At 63.1% G+C, this 15,079-nt stretch carries 11 protein-coding genes; 3 read left to right on the top strand and 8 right to left on the bottom strand.

The window, feature by feature from the left end; translation table 11 throughout:
* Positions 1 to 139: 139 nt before the first annotated feature.
* Positions 140 to 643, bottom strand: a complete 504-nt coding sequence (locus QA645_RS38050; RefSeq protein ID WP_283046196.1) for a hypothetical protein — start codon at positions 641 to 643, stop codon at positions 140 to 142.
* A gap of 372 nt (positions 644 to 1,015) precedes the next feature.
* Here QA645_RS38050 and QA645_RS38045 point away from each other — a divergent pair, with 372 nt between their 5' ends.
* Positions 1,016 to 4,372: an adenylate/guanylate cyclase domain-containing protein gene (locus QA645_RS38045; protein WP_283046195.1), complete on the top strand. Its 3,357-nt coding sequence runs from the start codon at positions 1,016 to 1,018 to the stop codon at positions 4,370 to 4,372.
* Between the two features lie 61 nt (positions 4,373 to 4,433).
* On the opposite strand, the gene QA645_RS38040 is transcribed toward QA645_RS38045, so the two are convergent.
* The 4 genes from QA645_RS38040 to QA645_RS38025 all read right to left on the bottom strand — a co-directional run bounded on the left by QA645_RS38040 (position 4,434) and on the right by QA645_RS38025 (position 9,493).
* Positions 4,434 to 5,747, bottom strand: a complete 1,314-nt coding sequence (locus QA645_RS38040) for a patatin-like phospholipase family protein (RefSeq protein ID WP_283046194.1) — start codon at positions 5,745 to 5,747, stop codon at positions 4,434 to 4,436.
* A gap of 496 nt (positions 5,748 to 6,243) precedes the next feature.
* Positions 6,244 to 7,893 carry a S53 family peptidase gene (locus tag QA645_RS38035; protein ID WP_283046193.1) on the bottom strand — a complete coding sequence of 550 codons (1,650 nt, stop codon included), beginning with the start codon at positions 7,891 to 7,893 and terminating at the stop codon, positions 6,244 to 6,246.
* A gap of 411 nt (positions 7,894 to 8,304) precedes the next feature.
* Positions 8,305 to 8,715, bottom strand: a complete 411-nt coding sequence (locus QA645_RS38030) for a DUF3606 domain-containing protein (protein WP_283046192.1) — start codon at positions 8,713 to 8,715, stop codon at positions 8,305 to 8,307.
* 208 nt (positions 8,716 to 8,923) lie between these two features.
* Positions 8,924 to 9,493: an alpha-ketoglutarate-dependent dioxygenase AlkB gene (locus QA645_RS38025; protein ID WP_283046191.1), complete on the bottom strand. Its 570-nt coding sequence runs from the start codon at positions 9,491 to 9,493 to the stop codon at positions 8,924 to 8,926.
* A 79-nt stretch (positions 9,494 to 9,572) separates the two neighbouring features.
* On the opposite strand from QA645_RS38025, the gene QA645_RS38020 reads away from it, so the two are divergent.
* Positions 9,573 to 9,713, top strand: a complete 141-nt coding sequence (locus QA645_RS38020) for a hypothetical protein (protein ID WP_254134544.1) — start codon at positions 9,573 to 9,575, stop codon at positions 9,711 to 9,713.
* Here QA645_RS38020 and QA645_RS38015 read toward each other — a convergent pair.
* Genes QA645_RS38015 through QA645_RS38005 form a run of 3 tightly spaced genes read right to left on the bottom strand, consistent with a single transcriptional unit; the run spans position 9,710 to position 13,512 of the window.
* Positions 9,710 to 11,296: an ATP-binding protein gene (locus QA645_RS38015; RefSeq protein ID WP_283046190.1), complete on the bottom strand. Its 1,587-nt coding sequence runs from the start codon at positions 11,294 to 11,296 to the stop codon at positions 9,710 to 9,712. The genes QA645_RS38020 and QA645_RS38015 overlap by 4 nt on opposite strands.
* Positions 11,293 to 11,997, bottom strand: coding sequence for a response regulator transcription factor (locus QA645_RS38010; protein ID WP_254195722.1), 705 nt, complete (start codon positions 11,995 to 11,997; stop codon positions 11,293 to 11,295). Before QA645_RS38010 ends, QA645_RS38015 begins: the two co-directional genes overlap by 4 nt.
* 12 nt (positions 11,998 to 12,009) lie before the next feature.
* Positions 12,010 to 13,512 (bottom strand): DUF4173 domain-containing protein, encoded by a 1,503-nt coding sequence (locus tag QA645_RS38005; protein ID WP_283053499.1) that lies wholly within the window; start codon positions 13,510 to 13,512, stop codon positions 12,010 to 12,012.
* Positions 13,513 to 13,701: 189 nt separating this feature from the next.
* On the opposite strand from QA645_RS38005, the gene QA645_RS38000 reads away from it, so the two are divergent.
* A complete protein-coding gene (locus tag QA645_RS38000; protein WP_283046189.1) occupies positions 13,702 to 15,042 on the top strand; it encodes a glycoside hydrolase family 3 N-terminal domain-containing protein in 1,341 nt (446 codons plus the stop codon).
* Positions 15,043 to 15,079: the final 37 nt, after the last annotated feature.

Below are 15,079 nucleotides of genomic sequence, written 5' to 3'. Positions count from 1 at the left end.
CCTTGCGCGCTTCATATTGGTGCGCCGGTTTGGCCTGTCTTTTCAATTCGCCTTATTAGTTCGGCTTCTTGGTTCGTGTTGTTGGTTCTTCTTGCGGCGATTTCACGGCGGCCTTGCTCCGCGCTCTCATCGCCGGGGTTCAATCTGCCGGCTGGAACGTGCAATCCGCCCCGCTGCCGTCCTTCTGCCTGATGGCATTGGGGTCGATCGTGCAGCTCAGCTTGCTCAAACTCTCGAAATTCGATCCCGCCGCGCCATCGGGCGGAATGCCGGCCAGCGCCTCGGTCGCGAAGATCTCATTGGCCGTGGATCCGTTCACCGTCTTGACCTTCTTGCCGAAGGTGACCTCGCAGTTGCGCAAGGTGATGTCGACATTGCTGGTGCGGCAGACGATCCTGTCGGCGGTCACCACGATCGGCTTCTTGTAGGGGATGTCGGCATTGGCGGCGAACAGCATCGCCACCGCCTTCTTCTCGGCGCCCGACAGGAGCGGCGACAGCGGCGCGATCACGCCGGCCAGCGCCAGCGCCGTGGAGCCCGAGACTTTGGAGGGTGCGGCGCCGGCGCCGTTAGCGGTGGCGACATGGGCGGTGCCAACGACAAGGACGGCACAGGCGAGGCAGGCCGGCATCGTGATTTTCATTGACGTTTCTCCTCGAAGGTCACGGCTTTGCCGCCACATGACAGTCGGAGCCTATGACAGATTTCCCATGAGGGGGAGGGCTATAGTCATAGGCCGGGGAGAGTTGAACGCGACGAAGTCACTTGACGAACAAGAACGTGTACTCATGAGGGGCCGGACGGAAGTCTGCTTCCGAGAGCGCAGCGGACCAATTGAGCTCGAAGTGAATGCTTCGGCCTTTGACCCTGAGCGGACATCGCTTGGCGGCATCCAGTTTTCGCCGGAGCCCTTTCAATTGGGCGAGAGGTCCAGCGATCTGCGCTTCTGGCGATAGATGCGCCTTCGCTGGCTATTCCAATGTGCTATTCTCATCGCATTGGCCATAGGTATCCCATGACAGGTACTGCAGAGTGGCTCGCATCGATCGGGTTGGGTGAGTACGCCCAGCGTTTCGCCGAGAATGCCATCGACCTTTCCGTCATTGGCGACCTCACGGAGCAGGACCTTAAGGACCTCGGCGTCCTGCTCGGGCACCGGCGTAAGCTGCTGCGCGTGATCGCAGACCTCAAGGGTGACCTCGTATCGGCTCAAGCGGCCGCCAGACCGGCGCCGCGGGACAGCGCCGAGCGGCGCCAGCTCACGGTCATGTTTTGCGATCTGGTGGGCTCGTCGGCACTTTCGGCCCGACTTGATCCGGAGGATCTGCGCGCGGTCATCCGCGCCTATCATGCCTGCATCGCGGAGATCATCGCGCGGAGCCAAGGCATCATCGCGCGGTACATGGGGGATGGCGTGCTCGCCTATTTCGGTTATCCCCAGGCCCACGAGGACGATGCCGAGCAGGCAACACGCGCCGGGCTCGCGCTGGTCGATGCCGTCGCCAACCTCGAGACGGACATCGGCACCCAGCTGCAGGTCCGCATCGGCATCGCCACCGGTATGGTCGTCGTCGGCGACCTGATCGGCGAAGGCGCCGCCAAGGAGCAGGCGGTGATTGGCGAGACACCGAACCTCGCCGCTCGCCTGCAGCAGTTTGCCGAGCCCGGCACGGTGCTGATCTCCGAGAGCACGCATCAGCTCACGGATGGATATTTTGAGTATCTCGATCTCGGGCCTGTCACGCTCAAAGGATGGTCGGAGCCTGCCTCTGCCTGGCAGGTGCTCGGGATCAGTGGCGTGGAAAGCCGCTTCGAGGCGCAGCACAAGACCAGACTAACACCACCGATCGGGCGTGATGAGGAGATCGAGCTGCTGTTGCGGCGCTGGCAGCATGCCGTGTCGGGCGAAGGCTGCGTCGTGCTTCTCACCGGCGAGCCAGGCATCGGCAAGTCGCACATAGCACTGGCGCTGCAGGAGCGGCTGCAGGCGGAACGGCACATCACGGTGCGCCATTTCTGCTCGGCGCATCACACCAACAGTGCGCTGCATCCTTTCATTGCCAACCTCGAACGCGCCGCCCGGTTCGAGCGAGGCGAGACGCCGACGGAGAAGTTCGCCAAGCTCGAGGCTCTGCTGCTGCGCTCTGGCGGCGACGCCGACCGCGTCGTGCCGCCCCTGGCCAATCTTCTGTCGCTGCCGGTCAGCAACCGCTACCGACTGCCCGAGCTCAGTCCGCAGAACCGCAAGGACATGACGCTGGCGGCGTTGTTCGACCAGCTCGACGCATTGGCGGCGCGGCAACCGGTGTTCGTCATCTTCGAGGATGCCCATTGGGCGGACCCGACTTCGCTGGAGCTGCTCACGGTCACACTGGAAAAGGTGCCGCGGCTTCGCGTGCTGCTGCTGATCACCGCAAGACCGGAGTTCACGCCGCCCTGGCCCGGCCATGCACATGTGACGACGCTCTCGCTGACACGGCTGAATCGCCGCAACGGCGCCGCACTGGTCGAGCGCGTCACGGCGGGAAAGACGCTGCCCGAGGAGGTCATGGACCAGATCCTCGCCCGTACCGATGGCGTGCCCTTGTTCGTCGAGGAGCTGACGAAGACCGTGCTCGAGACTGGGCTGCTGCAAGAGCAGGGCGACCATTACGCGCTCAGCCGTCCGCTTCCCCCGATGGCGATTCCGTCGACATTGAGCGCATCGCTGATGGCGAGACTGGACAGGCTGGCCCCGGTGAAGGACGTGGCCCAGATCGGCGCCGTCGTCGGGCGCGAATTCTCTTACGAACTGCTGAGCGCCGTTGCGGGGCTGCCGGCGCAGAGGCTCGAGGAGGCGCTTGCCCAGCTGGTTAGGGCGGAGCTGATATTCTGCCGCGGCGAGATCCCCCGGGCCGTCTATACCTTCAAGCACGCGCTGGTGCGGGACGCCGCCGAAGCGGGACTTCTGAAGAGCCGGCGTGCGGCGCTGCATGCCACCATCGCGGACGCTTTCGAGCAACGATTTCCGGAAGTCGTGGAGGCGCAACCCGAGACGATCGCGCTTCACCTGACCGAGGCCGGACTGTTCGACAAGGCTAGGGGCTACTGGCTCCAGGCGGGCAGGAAGGCGGCCATGCGTTCTGCCAACCTCGAAGCCATTGCACATTTGCGAAAAGGCATCGAGGTCTCGGCCCATCTGGCCGACGGCGCGGTGAAGGACAGGCTGGAGCTTGATTTTCAGTTCGAGCTTGGACCATGCCTGATCGCCACCCTGGGGCCGGCCTCGCCCCAGGCAGTGGCGACCTTCGCGCGTGCACGCGAGCTGTGCCAGCGCCTCACCGATCCCCCTGAGCAACTGCAGATCATGTTCTGGTTGACCACAGCGAGCGTCATTCGCGGCGAGCTACCGGTTGCCGAGGAAATGATCTCGGCGCTGCTCGATCTCGCCGAAGCGCACCACGATCGACCGACGCTGCTCAACGCGATGCGTGGCCAAGGCATGATCCGCCTCTTCATGGGACATCTTACCGGCGCCCGCGAAGTGATCGAACGGGCCTTCGAGACGTTCGAGACGAGCAGCGAGCAGGACAGATTGGCGGCGCGGGCCGCCGGGCAGGATGCGGGCGTGGCCGACCTTGCCCTGATGTCATGGGCGCTGCTGCTGCTGGGCTACCCCGATATGGCACTCGCACGTGTGAATGCCGCCATCCAGCGCGCCGACGCCATCAATCATCCGCATTCCCAGGCCTATGCGACCTACTATGCGTCCATCGTCCACGCGCTTCGGGGCGAGTTCCTGACGGCGCACCGCTACGCCGATCGCTGTCTCGGTCTGTCGGAAGAGCACGGATTCAGGCAGTGGCGAGGATTGTCGCGCGCCGTCCGGGGGATAAGCGCCACCTTTCTCGATTCGTCATCCGCTGCGCTAGAGGAAATCCAGGCTGCGATGAACGAATATCGCGGCGCGGGCTATCAGCTCGGCATCACGGCACTGTACGTGCTCCTGGGGCCGGCCTTGTTGTCGAGCCATCAATACGAACCTACACTGGAGCTGATCGAACAGGGCCTCGCCACGACCGGCCGCAACAGCGAACGCATATTCGAGGCCGAGCTGTGCCGGCTGAAAGCGCGCGTGTTGCTCGTCCGTGCCGGATCGGAAGCCGGCAGCGAGCCGCAACTACTGCTCGATCGCGCATTGACAATCGCAAGAAGCCAGCACGCCAAGGCCCTCGAGCTTCGAGCTGCAACAGACCTCGCTGCCTTGTGGATCGATCAGGGCAAGCGCGCGCAAGCGCTCGACTTGCTCGCACCCATCTACGCCTGGTTCACCGAGGGTTCTGAAACGAGGGACCTCAAGCAAGCGAAGGCGTTGCTCGACCGGCTGCGGTAGTTGCTTTCGCTAAAGATAGAGTGGCTGGCTCAACAAGTTGCAATGCCACTTCGCCACGGCGTCAAGCATCGAACTCCTGGCGACAGTCCTGATAGGTACCTTGCACCTCTCGCCATTCGTTCGCATGCTCTTTCGCGGGATCCTCGTTGATGAAATGCGGCCCGGGATGCGGCGGAAGATTTTGGTGGTCGTAGTATGCGGCGATCGCTTGTTCCGCGGCGGCTTTCCCCAACTTGCGTCCACCGCGCAGGTTGCTGTGATTCCATTTGAAATTGATGTGCCCCGGCACATGAATCTCCACGACGGTGCCTTGCCACCGACTGTCCTTTTTCCCGTCGCACCGGACGTGGTATTTGAAGAGCTTGACGTCGTCTTCGCCAACGGTCGCTGCGAACAATTGGCAGAGATTTGCCAAGCCATCATGAAGGTTTTTCGGTTTGCGGACTTGCTTCGCATCAACGATCCGGCTCACCCATATTTCGTCGAGTTCATCGTCCGGCTTATGGTGCTCCTGGATCAGGCTCTCGAAGTTGACCGTGTCGATCAGCGCTCCCTCGCAGTATGTAACCTGGTCGATCTCTACCGTTTCTTCGACGAAGGGAAGGGCTGAACACGCGCACAAACTGGATGCAGTGATAGGCACGTTGTACTCAATGTGCTTCGCCTTCCGAGTCTGAGCAAAGTCGCGGTTGGAAAACAGCGCGAGCTTGTGAGCATCAAGATTCCAGGCGTTGTGAAATATGAACGGCTTTTCGGGCTTGTTTAACTCGTCGAAATTGATGCCCTTCATGAATTGGCTCTGCGGATAGTTGATTCTGGAGAGGCCAGTGACATGGGACAGATACATCATCGACGTGACGTAGCGAACGAACGGATTGGGTGCCAGCACCTGATTGAGGATCCATCTATTTCTGTCGCCCTCGTCCGGGATCGTGAACCTCCCGCCGCAGCCCGTGCCAGAGTGTTGAGGGAACCAGAGCGACATGGTTTTCTCGACGGCAATCGCCATCGCCTGCGGATCCCACAAATGCTTATAGGTATTGGCATCTGTGACGAAGTCGACCATAGCCTTGCTGATGCTTCCCCAATCCGGGCCGAACACCATGTTGATGGGAAAGCGCTTGTAGCTTTCGTCGTCGCGAAATACGCCATCCCTGAAGAATTCATAGGTCTTTTGCGCCCTGTATTTATTCGCAACGACTTTATCATCGAACTGGTTATAGACGATCCCGACCCAGGCGCCGATGCAGGACAATGCCCACACGTCGAAGGTTATTCCCGCGTTGGCGAGGGCTTCCAAAACACCGATATGCAGCCCTGCTGCCGGGCCCCCACCGCCAAGCGTGATCGCTCTCTTCACCATCGGATCCTCCATCTGATTTGTCGTGTGGCTTATTCTCCAATCAACTTTCTGAATTGCGTGAGGAGGTTGGTCGTTCTTGGGCTTTGGCACTTCATAGAGTCAGCATTGAGAAATACGATACGTGCGGCGGAGCGGTGTATGTCGATGTTCGATTTCGAATCTGCTGATTCCACTGGCGCACGACGGCCAAGAGCCCGGTTAGCGTATCGCGGTCTGGACCGTCCATTTGTGAACCACTTCACGTACGATATTTATCGCCAACCATGACAGCGGACTTGTCGTCCGATCGCGACTTCCGCTTTTGGTCCGCAACAGACCTCCCCGCATGTCCGCTATTGCGCCGCTGTTGGAGGACAAGCGGACACCCACAGTGATCTGAGCCGGTTGCTTTCGATTTTCACTTCTATTCTAGCGCCGCCAAAACGCGCCCGGTCGCGTCGGTCGGACGCGGCCGGCTGTTATGTCTTGCACAGGCGGACGATTGCCCGCCTGTGTGAGCGCGGATCGGCTAGCTAGTCGGGCCGCCCTGCAACGCCGCGAGAAGCTTGCCGCCATCCGGCACGCCCCAGCCGGTGCAGGCATCCCATCCCGGCCCTGCCTTGAATTGTCCGCCGAGCAGACCGTCGGTGTCATTGTTGCCGACGGTGATGTCGCGCAGCACGCCGGCCGGACCAAATTTGGAGTAGAGCAGGGCATTGAAGTTGCCGGACCGTGCACCGTTGGCGGCGTTGATCCGGGCGACCAGGCTCGCCCAGAGCGGCGCGGACGCGCTCGTGCCGCCGACGATGCCGAGCTTGCCGCCCGACATCGTCAGATAGCCCGTCGCCGGATCGGCATTGGCCGCCACGTCCGGGATCGCGCGTCCGGCAAAATGCCCGGGATTGATCGACTTCGGCACGATGCCTTTCTGCCAGCTCGGAGCCGGCGTGATGTCGCTGACGCCGCCGCCGGTGCCGCTTCCCGGTCCGTCGTTCCAGACGGTTTCGGTGATCTGCACCTGCTTCTTGGCGTTCGCGCGCGCGTGCAACGACGTTCCGCCCACCGCCAGCACGTAGGGGCTGGTTGCGGGGAAGTTCACATGCGCCCGACCGTCCTGCATCTGCGCTTCCGAGCCGTCGTCGCCGGTGGAAACGCAGAATGTGATGCCGAGATGGGCCGCGGCCAGGAAGCTGTGGTTGCAATGGTCGATCGCCGCGGGTGACCAGATCACGCCGGCATTGTTGAAGGACTGGTTCTCGTCCCAGCCCCAGCTGATCGAGACGACGGAGGGATCGTTGTCGGAGTCGCTGACGACCTTGGCGAGGCAATCTACCAGACCCTTTTCGTCGAAGGTCGAGAAATAGGTCGCGATCTTGGCGCCGCCGCCGAGTGCGCCGGCGACATCGACGTCCAGCATCACTTCACCGGTCGAATCCGGATCGCCGGCCGGATCGGTCGAGACGCCGTCGACCGCGATGACCGCGACGGATGGCGCGGGAACGCCGATCTTGGCGAAATAGGCTGCGACATCGGGGGTCTCCACGCCGCCGCCGAATTCGAGCAGGCCGATGCATTGCTTGCTGGCGTCGACCTGGGGGAATTTGTAGATGGCGCCGAGCTCGGTCGGAACGAACCAGTGTCGCACCGAGCTTGCGAAGTCCGGCTTCGCGCTCTGTGCCGAATGGCGCGAGCGCCTGAGCACACGGTGGTTGTTCAACCCGAACACGCCGGTGATGGCATCGCTGACCTCGGTCGGGACGTGCACGGGCCCGGTGCGGGCGTGGAAGTCGCCGAGATGCGGATGCGAATAGTCGAACAGCGTGACGCCGAAGGCATCGCTGACGTCGTCGACCGTGCCGGCGATGCCGAGCCGTGCGGCGGCGGGCTCGTTGCGGGTGACGACGAGCTTGTGCGCCTTGGCAAAATCCTCGATCGACTTGATGGCCTTGGGATCGGAGCCGTATCTGCTCTCGAGCTGGTCGCGCGTCATGTATTTGCGCGCCTTGGGGAGCTTGTTGTCCAGATCGGACAGGTCGGGCAGATCGGCGGAGCGCTTCACGCCGAGCGTCAGCTCGATCCAGCGCTGGCCGTTGGTTCGGCGCATCGCCTTCGAGCCTGTCGGCAGTTGATGGACGGAGTTGGGAAGTTCGACCATGTGGGGTGTTGCACTAGGGGACATAGTATTTCCTCCTTGTACGGGGTGGCGCGCTGGAAAACCGGGATTGCGAACGCAGGTCCTGTTCGTTCGAAACGGTTCTGGTGTTCGAAAATGAATCGTCGTGCGGCGGCGAGAAAATCGCCGGCGCGTCAGGTGACCAAACCTAAAATAGCAAACTGAAGTAATGCATCCTAACAGCGGGATGCCGGTGCGGCAAAGCCGAACGCGCCGCGCGCGCCTCACAATCGCGTCAATGTATCGCAGGCCTCGCCTCATCGATGAGCCAAGCGATCTGACGCAGTCGGCGATCTCACGCAGTTGAATTGTCACAATCGCCGTGCGTGCGCGAGGGCGCGATGCACGCCGGCTGATGTGCCGGGCTTGCGGACAGGTGTCCCGATGTCTCGGCTATGTCTTGATGACTTGGCCGGCCTACTTCCGCGAAGCGGATGTCTTCTTCCTGGCGGTCTTCTTCGCGGTCTTCTTCTTCTTCTTCTTCGCTGCCTTCTGGGCGATCAGATACGCCTCGACCTTCTTCGAAGAATGGCCTGCGGCCGCGACGGCCGCCTTCAGCCTGGCCGGCGTGATCTTGAACTTCTTCGACCAGTAGCGGACTTCATAGGCTTCGCCGAGGGCAATCCGGCTCTTGTCAGCGGCGCGGTGCTTCTGGAGCTTGATGTACTCTTCTACCTTTCTCGCGGAGTGGCCGACCTTCTTGACCGCGTATTTCAGCTTGGCCGGCGTCACCTTGAATTTCTTCGACCAGTAGGCGACTTCGTATTTTTCAGTGAGCGCAATCAGCTTGCGGTCCGCTCCGCCCCGCTTGGTCTTGTCGTCGGCCATGCTTCTCTCCCGCCCTGTCACGTGCCTTGGATCGCGTGCATCCAGTCTAGCATGCAATCGGAATTGGGACGCAAGGAACGGATCGCGCGGCGATTGCGCGAGACGGCCGATTTGTCCCGACGCGTCAAACCCATGCCACGCGCGACCTCGCCTCATGGCAAGGTCGACGTTCTACTGTGCATGGGGTTGTTTTCGCGGTTTTGGTGGGTCAGGGCCGCTTCATCGTCCGGAAGGTGATGGAATAGCGGCGCGCCTCGACCGGCGGGATGCTGTGCTCCCATTGCGATCGCGCCTCGCCGTCCATCAGGTACAGCGAGCGCGGCAGGGCCGCGAGCGTGTGGCGCTGCCATGCGTCGCCGCGGCGGTGGCGGAAGCGGAATTTGCAAGCCGAGCCCAGCGACAGGCCGAAGACCTTGTCGAAGTGCGGCTTGTCGCGATGCCAGCCGATGCCGACGCCGGCGTCATATTCGGTGCACAGCACCTGCCGCACGCTGCCCTCGTCCAGCCCCGCCCATGCCTCGACTTGACGCGCGACGGGCGTGACCCAGTCCGGGATTGGCGCGGCCTCGGTCAGCCGCTGCTGCGCATAGTCGTATTGATGGCCGAACCACGCCACGCGCCGGTTGCCCTCGAAGGCGCCGAACTGGAAGCGTTGCAGCGGCAATGCTGCGATGCGGCCGATCAGCTCCTGCTCGGTGGCGGTGTCGATAAAATTGTCCGTATGGCGAAGACCAGCGGGCCCTGCCTCCGGCTCGGCGAACAGACCAAGCTGCGTCATTCCTCGCATTTCCGTGATGGAACCTAATGGCGGCTGAAGCGACTTATCTATGACGCGGGGAGAAACATGCGAGGCTGTCATGGCAGAGAAGCATACCGCCGATCCGGCAGAGATCATGCGGGCGACCGGTCATCCTGAGCTGGAATATGTCGCCGGCTGGACCATCGCTGGCCTCGTCACCATCGGCACCATCGTCGCCGCCTGGGTGTTCGCGATCTAGGCCGCAGGGAATTGCAGCTCGAAGGCCACGCCGTCGGCGGTCGGCTTGAGCCTGATCGAGCCGCCATGGCTCGCCATCACCGCCCGCGCGATCGCGAGCCCCATCCCGGTGCCGCCCTGATCCCGGCGGGTCGTGAAGAACGCGTCAAAGATCCTGTCGCGGTTCGGCGCCGAGATCGGCTCGCCGTCATTGCTCACAGTCAGTCGCAGCGTCGTCCGCTCGTCGACCGCCTCCAGCCTGATGATCCCAGCCTTGTGCCGGATCGCGTTGTCGGCGAGATGCGACAGCACGATCAGCGCCTTCTCGCCGGACATGCCGATCGGCCGCTCGAGGCTGCCGCTGGCCTCGATCGCGCTTGCCGGAAACCGGCTCCGGAGGTCCGCGATCACCGGTGCCAGCTCCGTCCGCTCGTTCTGCGGCAGGCTTTCGGCCCGCGCGAGCTCGCGCAGCCGCTGCGCCATCGCCTCCAGCCGCTGGGTGTCGGACAGGATGTTGGCGATGAAGGTCCGTTGCTCGGCCGGTGTGAGGCCTTCGGGCTTGCCCTGAAATGAATCCTGCAACAGCTCGGCCGCGCCCTTGATCGAGGTCAGCGGCGATTTCAGCTCGTGGGTGAGATGGGCCGAGAACGTCGCGATGTAATCGGAGCGCCGCGCCAGCTGCTCGGCCATGCCGAGAAAGCTGTGCGAGAGCTGGGCAAACTCGCGTGTGCCGTAATGCCGGAGTGGCCGGAACGCCTCACGGTCGCCGCGGCCGATTCTGGCGGCGCGGTCGATCAGCTCGCGCATCGGCAGCGTGATGGTGCGCGAGAACACCAGCCCAATCGCGATCGTGCCGAGGATCACGGCGAGCCCGGCCAGCACGAATTTGGCGCGCTCCTGGTAGAGATGGTCGAAAATGTTGCTCGGCGTCCGCGTGGTATAGATCACCCCGGCAACGCGGTTGTTGACGATCACCGGCATCGCCGAGAACACGTGCACGCCAAGCCCGCGGCTGAAGGAATAGATCGGCGGCGGCGGCTTGTCCGGCACGCGGTTGCGCAAGGTGGCGCGGTATTGGCCGTGCAGTGCGTCAGAGACCTCCTCGATATGGGCGAGCGACTGCCCGACCTCCTGTCGCCCGGCGATCACCACGCCCTGCGGATCGAGGATGCGAAAGCCGGCCAATGTCACCTTCTGCGTCTCGCGGATGATCGGCGTCAGCTTGGCGCCGATCTCGACGTAAGCCGGCTGCGGCGGCCGCGCAGCCGCTTGCGCATCCGGCCGCCGCCGCAACAGATCGTTGGCGGTGAGATCGAGTGCGGGCCGGATCGGCGTGAACTGGTCGCCGGGATCGGGCAGCACGTCCGGCGCTACCTCGGGGCCGAGGGTCAGGCCGCTGCCGAGCCGGGCCTCGACCTCCTGCGCATAGATCGTTGCGAGCACGCGGCTCTGCGCGATCAGCTCCGCCTGGGTCTGGCGGATCAGCTGGTTGTCATAGAGGCGGAAGAAGAACAGGCCGACCAGCGGCAGCACGGCAACAGTCGCCAGCACCGCGAAGATCACGAGCCCGAGCGACGGCCGCCACTTGTCAGGGGCCGTACTCATGCCTCTGTCTCACAGCGGCCGAGCTTGAAGCCGACGCCGTGGATGGTCTCGATCACGTTGTCGCAGGAAGCCGCTGCGAGCTTGGCGCGGATGTTGCGGATGTGGCTGTCGATGGTGCGGTCGGAGACCTGGATGTTGAGCTGATAGGCCGCGCGCATCAGCTGTTCGCGGTTGAACACCGAGGTCGGTCGGGTCAGGAACGCGCGCAGAATGCCGAACTCGATGGCGGTCAGCTTCAGCGGTGTGCCGGCGAAGGTTGCGACATGCTGCTCGGGATCGATCAGCAGGCCGCCTTGCGACAGGGCGGCGGGGCCGGACTTGGCCTCGCCGTTGCGGGGCGTGAGGCGGCGCAGGATGACGTTGACCCGCGCCACCAGCTCGCGCGGGCTGAACGGCTTTGTCACGTAGTCGTCGCCGCCGATTTCGAGGCCGAGCACGCGATCGATCTCCTCGTCGCGCGCCGACAGGAACAGGATCGGCACGTCGGACGTCTTGCGAACCTCGCGGCAGACATCGAGACCGTCGAACTCCGGCATGCCGATGTCGAGCACGATCAGATCGGGCTTGTCGGCGGCAAAGCGGAGAAGTCCCTCCTTGCCGTCGCGTGCTTCGATCACGTCCATGCCGGCCTTCCTCAAGGCGACGCGGATGACCTCGCGGATGTGGCCCTCGTCGTCGACGATGAGAATGCGATGCGCCAAGGGCTTCTCCGCTCAACCTGCAGGCTGACCATTGTTGGTCGAGCTCTTGGCCTGCGCATCCAGCCAGCGTTGCAGGCGCCAACTGCGAAGACCCCAGGCCCGCCAGGCCAAGTCCAGGCGCTGTGCTTCTACAAGCCGGTCCTGGCATCCGACAAGAGTATAATCGGAGCGAAACGGCAATAGCTTCGCGATCGCGGGTAAGGCTTGTGGTCCAAGTTGTGAAAGATAGTTGACGTCGATCGACATGCCTCTGCCCGCGACTTCCCGGCTGTGCGCAACATTGTAGTCGGCGATGAACGCATCAAAGTTCACCAGCGAACAGCTATACAACACGATCGTTAACGCGATCAGGTTGACGCCGACAAGCCATCGGTTGGACCTGTCGAGTGCGATCCGCGCCACGATCAGGATCAGCCCCAGCGCCACCAGCCCCATCCAGATGAAGGCCGCGATGCGCCAGTAAGTCAGCATGTAGATGTCGACATAAAGGTCGAGGCGGAGGATGGAGGAGGCGACCAGAAGGACGTTCTGCCCGACCCAGAGATAAACCAGCGGGCGGATCACCGTCGACCTCTCAGCCGGTCCGCCCGGACGCATTGCGACCAGCACGAAGGCGGCGGCGAGCAATGCGGTCGCGATCAGCGGATAGGCGCCGCGATGGGCGTAGGCCGCGTAGGTCATGTCGGCGGGCAAGGCCACGTGACCCCAGAGATAGAGGCCATCGAGAATCGATTGCGCCGCAAATAGCAGATTGAACAGGATCAGCGAGCGCAGGATCGTGGAGGGGCCGAGGAATTCGGCCGAGACCATGGGCGGCAGTGGCGGTGGCATGGGAACATCGTCGACATCGGTGGTGACGACCTTCCTGCGTCGCCAGCGCAAGTGGATGAACGGCCAGACCAACGCCAGCATCATGATCCAGAACAGCACGCGCGGGATGCTGACATAGTCGAGGATGATCTTTGGATTGAGCAGGGACACCCACTGCTCGATCACCGGATTGGCCGCGGCGAACAGGGCGACGAAGACGGTGCCGAGCGCCGCCGGCAGCAGCCAGAGCGCGATGCCGCGCGTGAACGCCGACATGTTGAAGACCTGAAGGACATCGGGGAAGAACCTGAATGGGCCAAGCAGGACGAAGTTGCGCAGCGCACGGGCGCGCTCGGCAAACCCGGTCGTCTCCGGATTGGTCGCGAGCAGAAGCGACATGAGCAATGCAGCGACAAGGATCAGGGACGACAGCGGGTTGAGCTCCTCGACGGCCGGCACGAGGCCTGCGACGAAAATCGCTGCGCCTGTTAAAGCGCGACGCAGGTCCAGCGTGTCGTGATTGAACAGCATCGACACCACCGCGATTGCGATCGCAAAGAGTGAGAGCGACAGGCCGATCCGCTCGCCATAAAACAGCCAGTCCGCGAGCGCGGCCAGCGCCAGCGCAAGGCCGACCTTGGCCGGAATGGCGGAACGCCTGATTGGCTGGATGTCGGCGGCGATCGTCGAAGCCAGGCTCGTCATGTGCAGATGACCTTTCGTGATGGGTGGCATCACGAAATCTGCACGGCCCTTGTGCAGAAGCCGGGATCAACATCTGCACGGTTTCAGGAGTCTTTTGCAGATTTCGTGCAGGCGCGCTTTTGCCTCTCGCGGAGCGCAAATCGCTTTGATAGGTGCGAAGCATTCGCCACTCCCCGGACGTGACGCATCATGCAATTCCTCCGTCGTATCGGCCTCATCCTGCTCTGGTTTGGGGCGCCTCTCGTCGCGTTCGCGGCTGCGAACAAGAACGATCCCTATCTGCTTCCGCTGCGCGGCGTCGGAAACATCGCGCTTTCCCTTGCTAGCATCACGATCGCCATCCTGTTGCTTCGCCGCGGGCGCTGGCACAGCCTGGCCGGCAAGCTCCTTCTGATGCTCTGGTGTCTGCCGCCGATGCTGATGGCGGTGGCGCATCTCAGCTTCGAGCTGCGCAAGCACGATGTGCTCAGCGCCGGCGTGACCGAGGCGCGTCAGCTTGGCCCCCATTTCATGATCGGCTATTCCTCCTTTCCCGAGGTCGCGCGCCTCGCCGAGCAGGGGCTGATTGGCGGCGTCTACGTCACCCGGCACAACATCCGTGGCCGGTCGGTCGATGAGTTGCGTGCCGAGATCGCTGCGCTTCAGGGCAAGCGCCGTGCAGCCGGCCTGCCGCCGCTGATTGTCGCCGCGGATCAGGAGGGCGGCATCGTCGGCCATCTCGCGCCGCCGCTGACCAAGGTGCCGGCGCTGGCGACGCTCGCCGGGCTTGCTCCTGACGACCAGCAAAGCAAAGCGGAAGAGTTCGGCCGGATCCACGGCCGCGAGCTCGCCGGCCTTGGCGTCAACCTCAATCTCGCGCCGGTGCTCGATCTCAAGCCGCCCGTTCGGCGCAATCGCCTTGATTTCCATACGCTGATCGGCCAGCGCGCGATTGCCACCGACCCCGTTGTCGTCAGCACGATCGCGAGCGCTTATGTGAGCGGACTGGAGGCCTCCGGCGTCGGCGCGACACTGAAGCATTTTCCAGGCATCGGCCGTGTGCGTACGGACACGCATCATTTCAGCGCCAACCTCGATACGCCGGTCAGGGAGCTGGAGGCCACGGATTGGCTGCCATTCCGCGAGGTGCTGTCGCACTCGCACAGCGCGCTCATGGTCGGCCACATCACACTCACGGCCGTGGATCCCGACCATGCCGCTTCGCATTCGAAGCGCCTCGTCGATGGAATCATCCGCGACAAATGGGGCTACCAGGGCCTGGTGATGACCGACGATCTCGTGATGGGCGCGATCTATCAGCACGACGTCTGCAAGGCCGTGGTCGAGGCGATCAACGCCGGCGTCGATCTGCTGCTCGTCGCCTATGACGGCGCGCAGTTCTATCGGATCTTTGGATGCGCACTCGACGGATCGCGGCAGGGCAAGCTTGATGCAGCGATGCTCCGCGCAAGCAAGGCACGGCTGGAGCGGGCCTTTCCGATCGAGCTGGCGCGCGCGGCTTCAGCCGTTCGCATGGTCGAGAAGAATTAGCGTAGGCCAGCTGGCACGCCTTGTCCCGGCAAGTATG

The sequence above is a fragment of the Bradyrhizobium sp. CIAT3101 genome (assembly GCF_029714945.1).
In the GTDB taxonomy this organism is placed as follows: domain Bacteria; phylum Pseudomonadota; class Alphaproteobacteria; order Rhizobiales; family Xanthobacteraceae; genus Bradyrhizobium.
The sequence above is the reverse complement of the archived record's forward strand: the minus strand, read 5'-3'. Positions and strand labels throughout refer to the sequence as shown.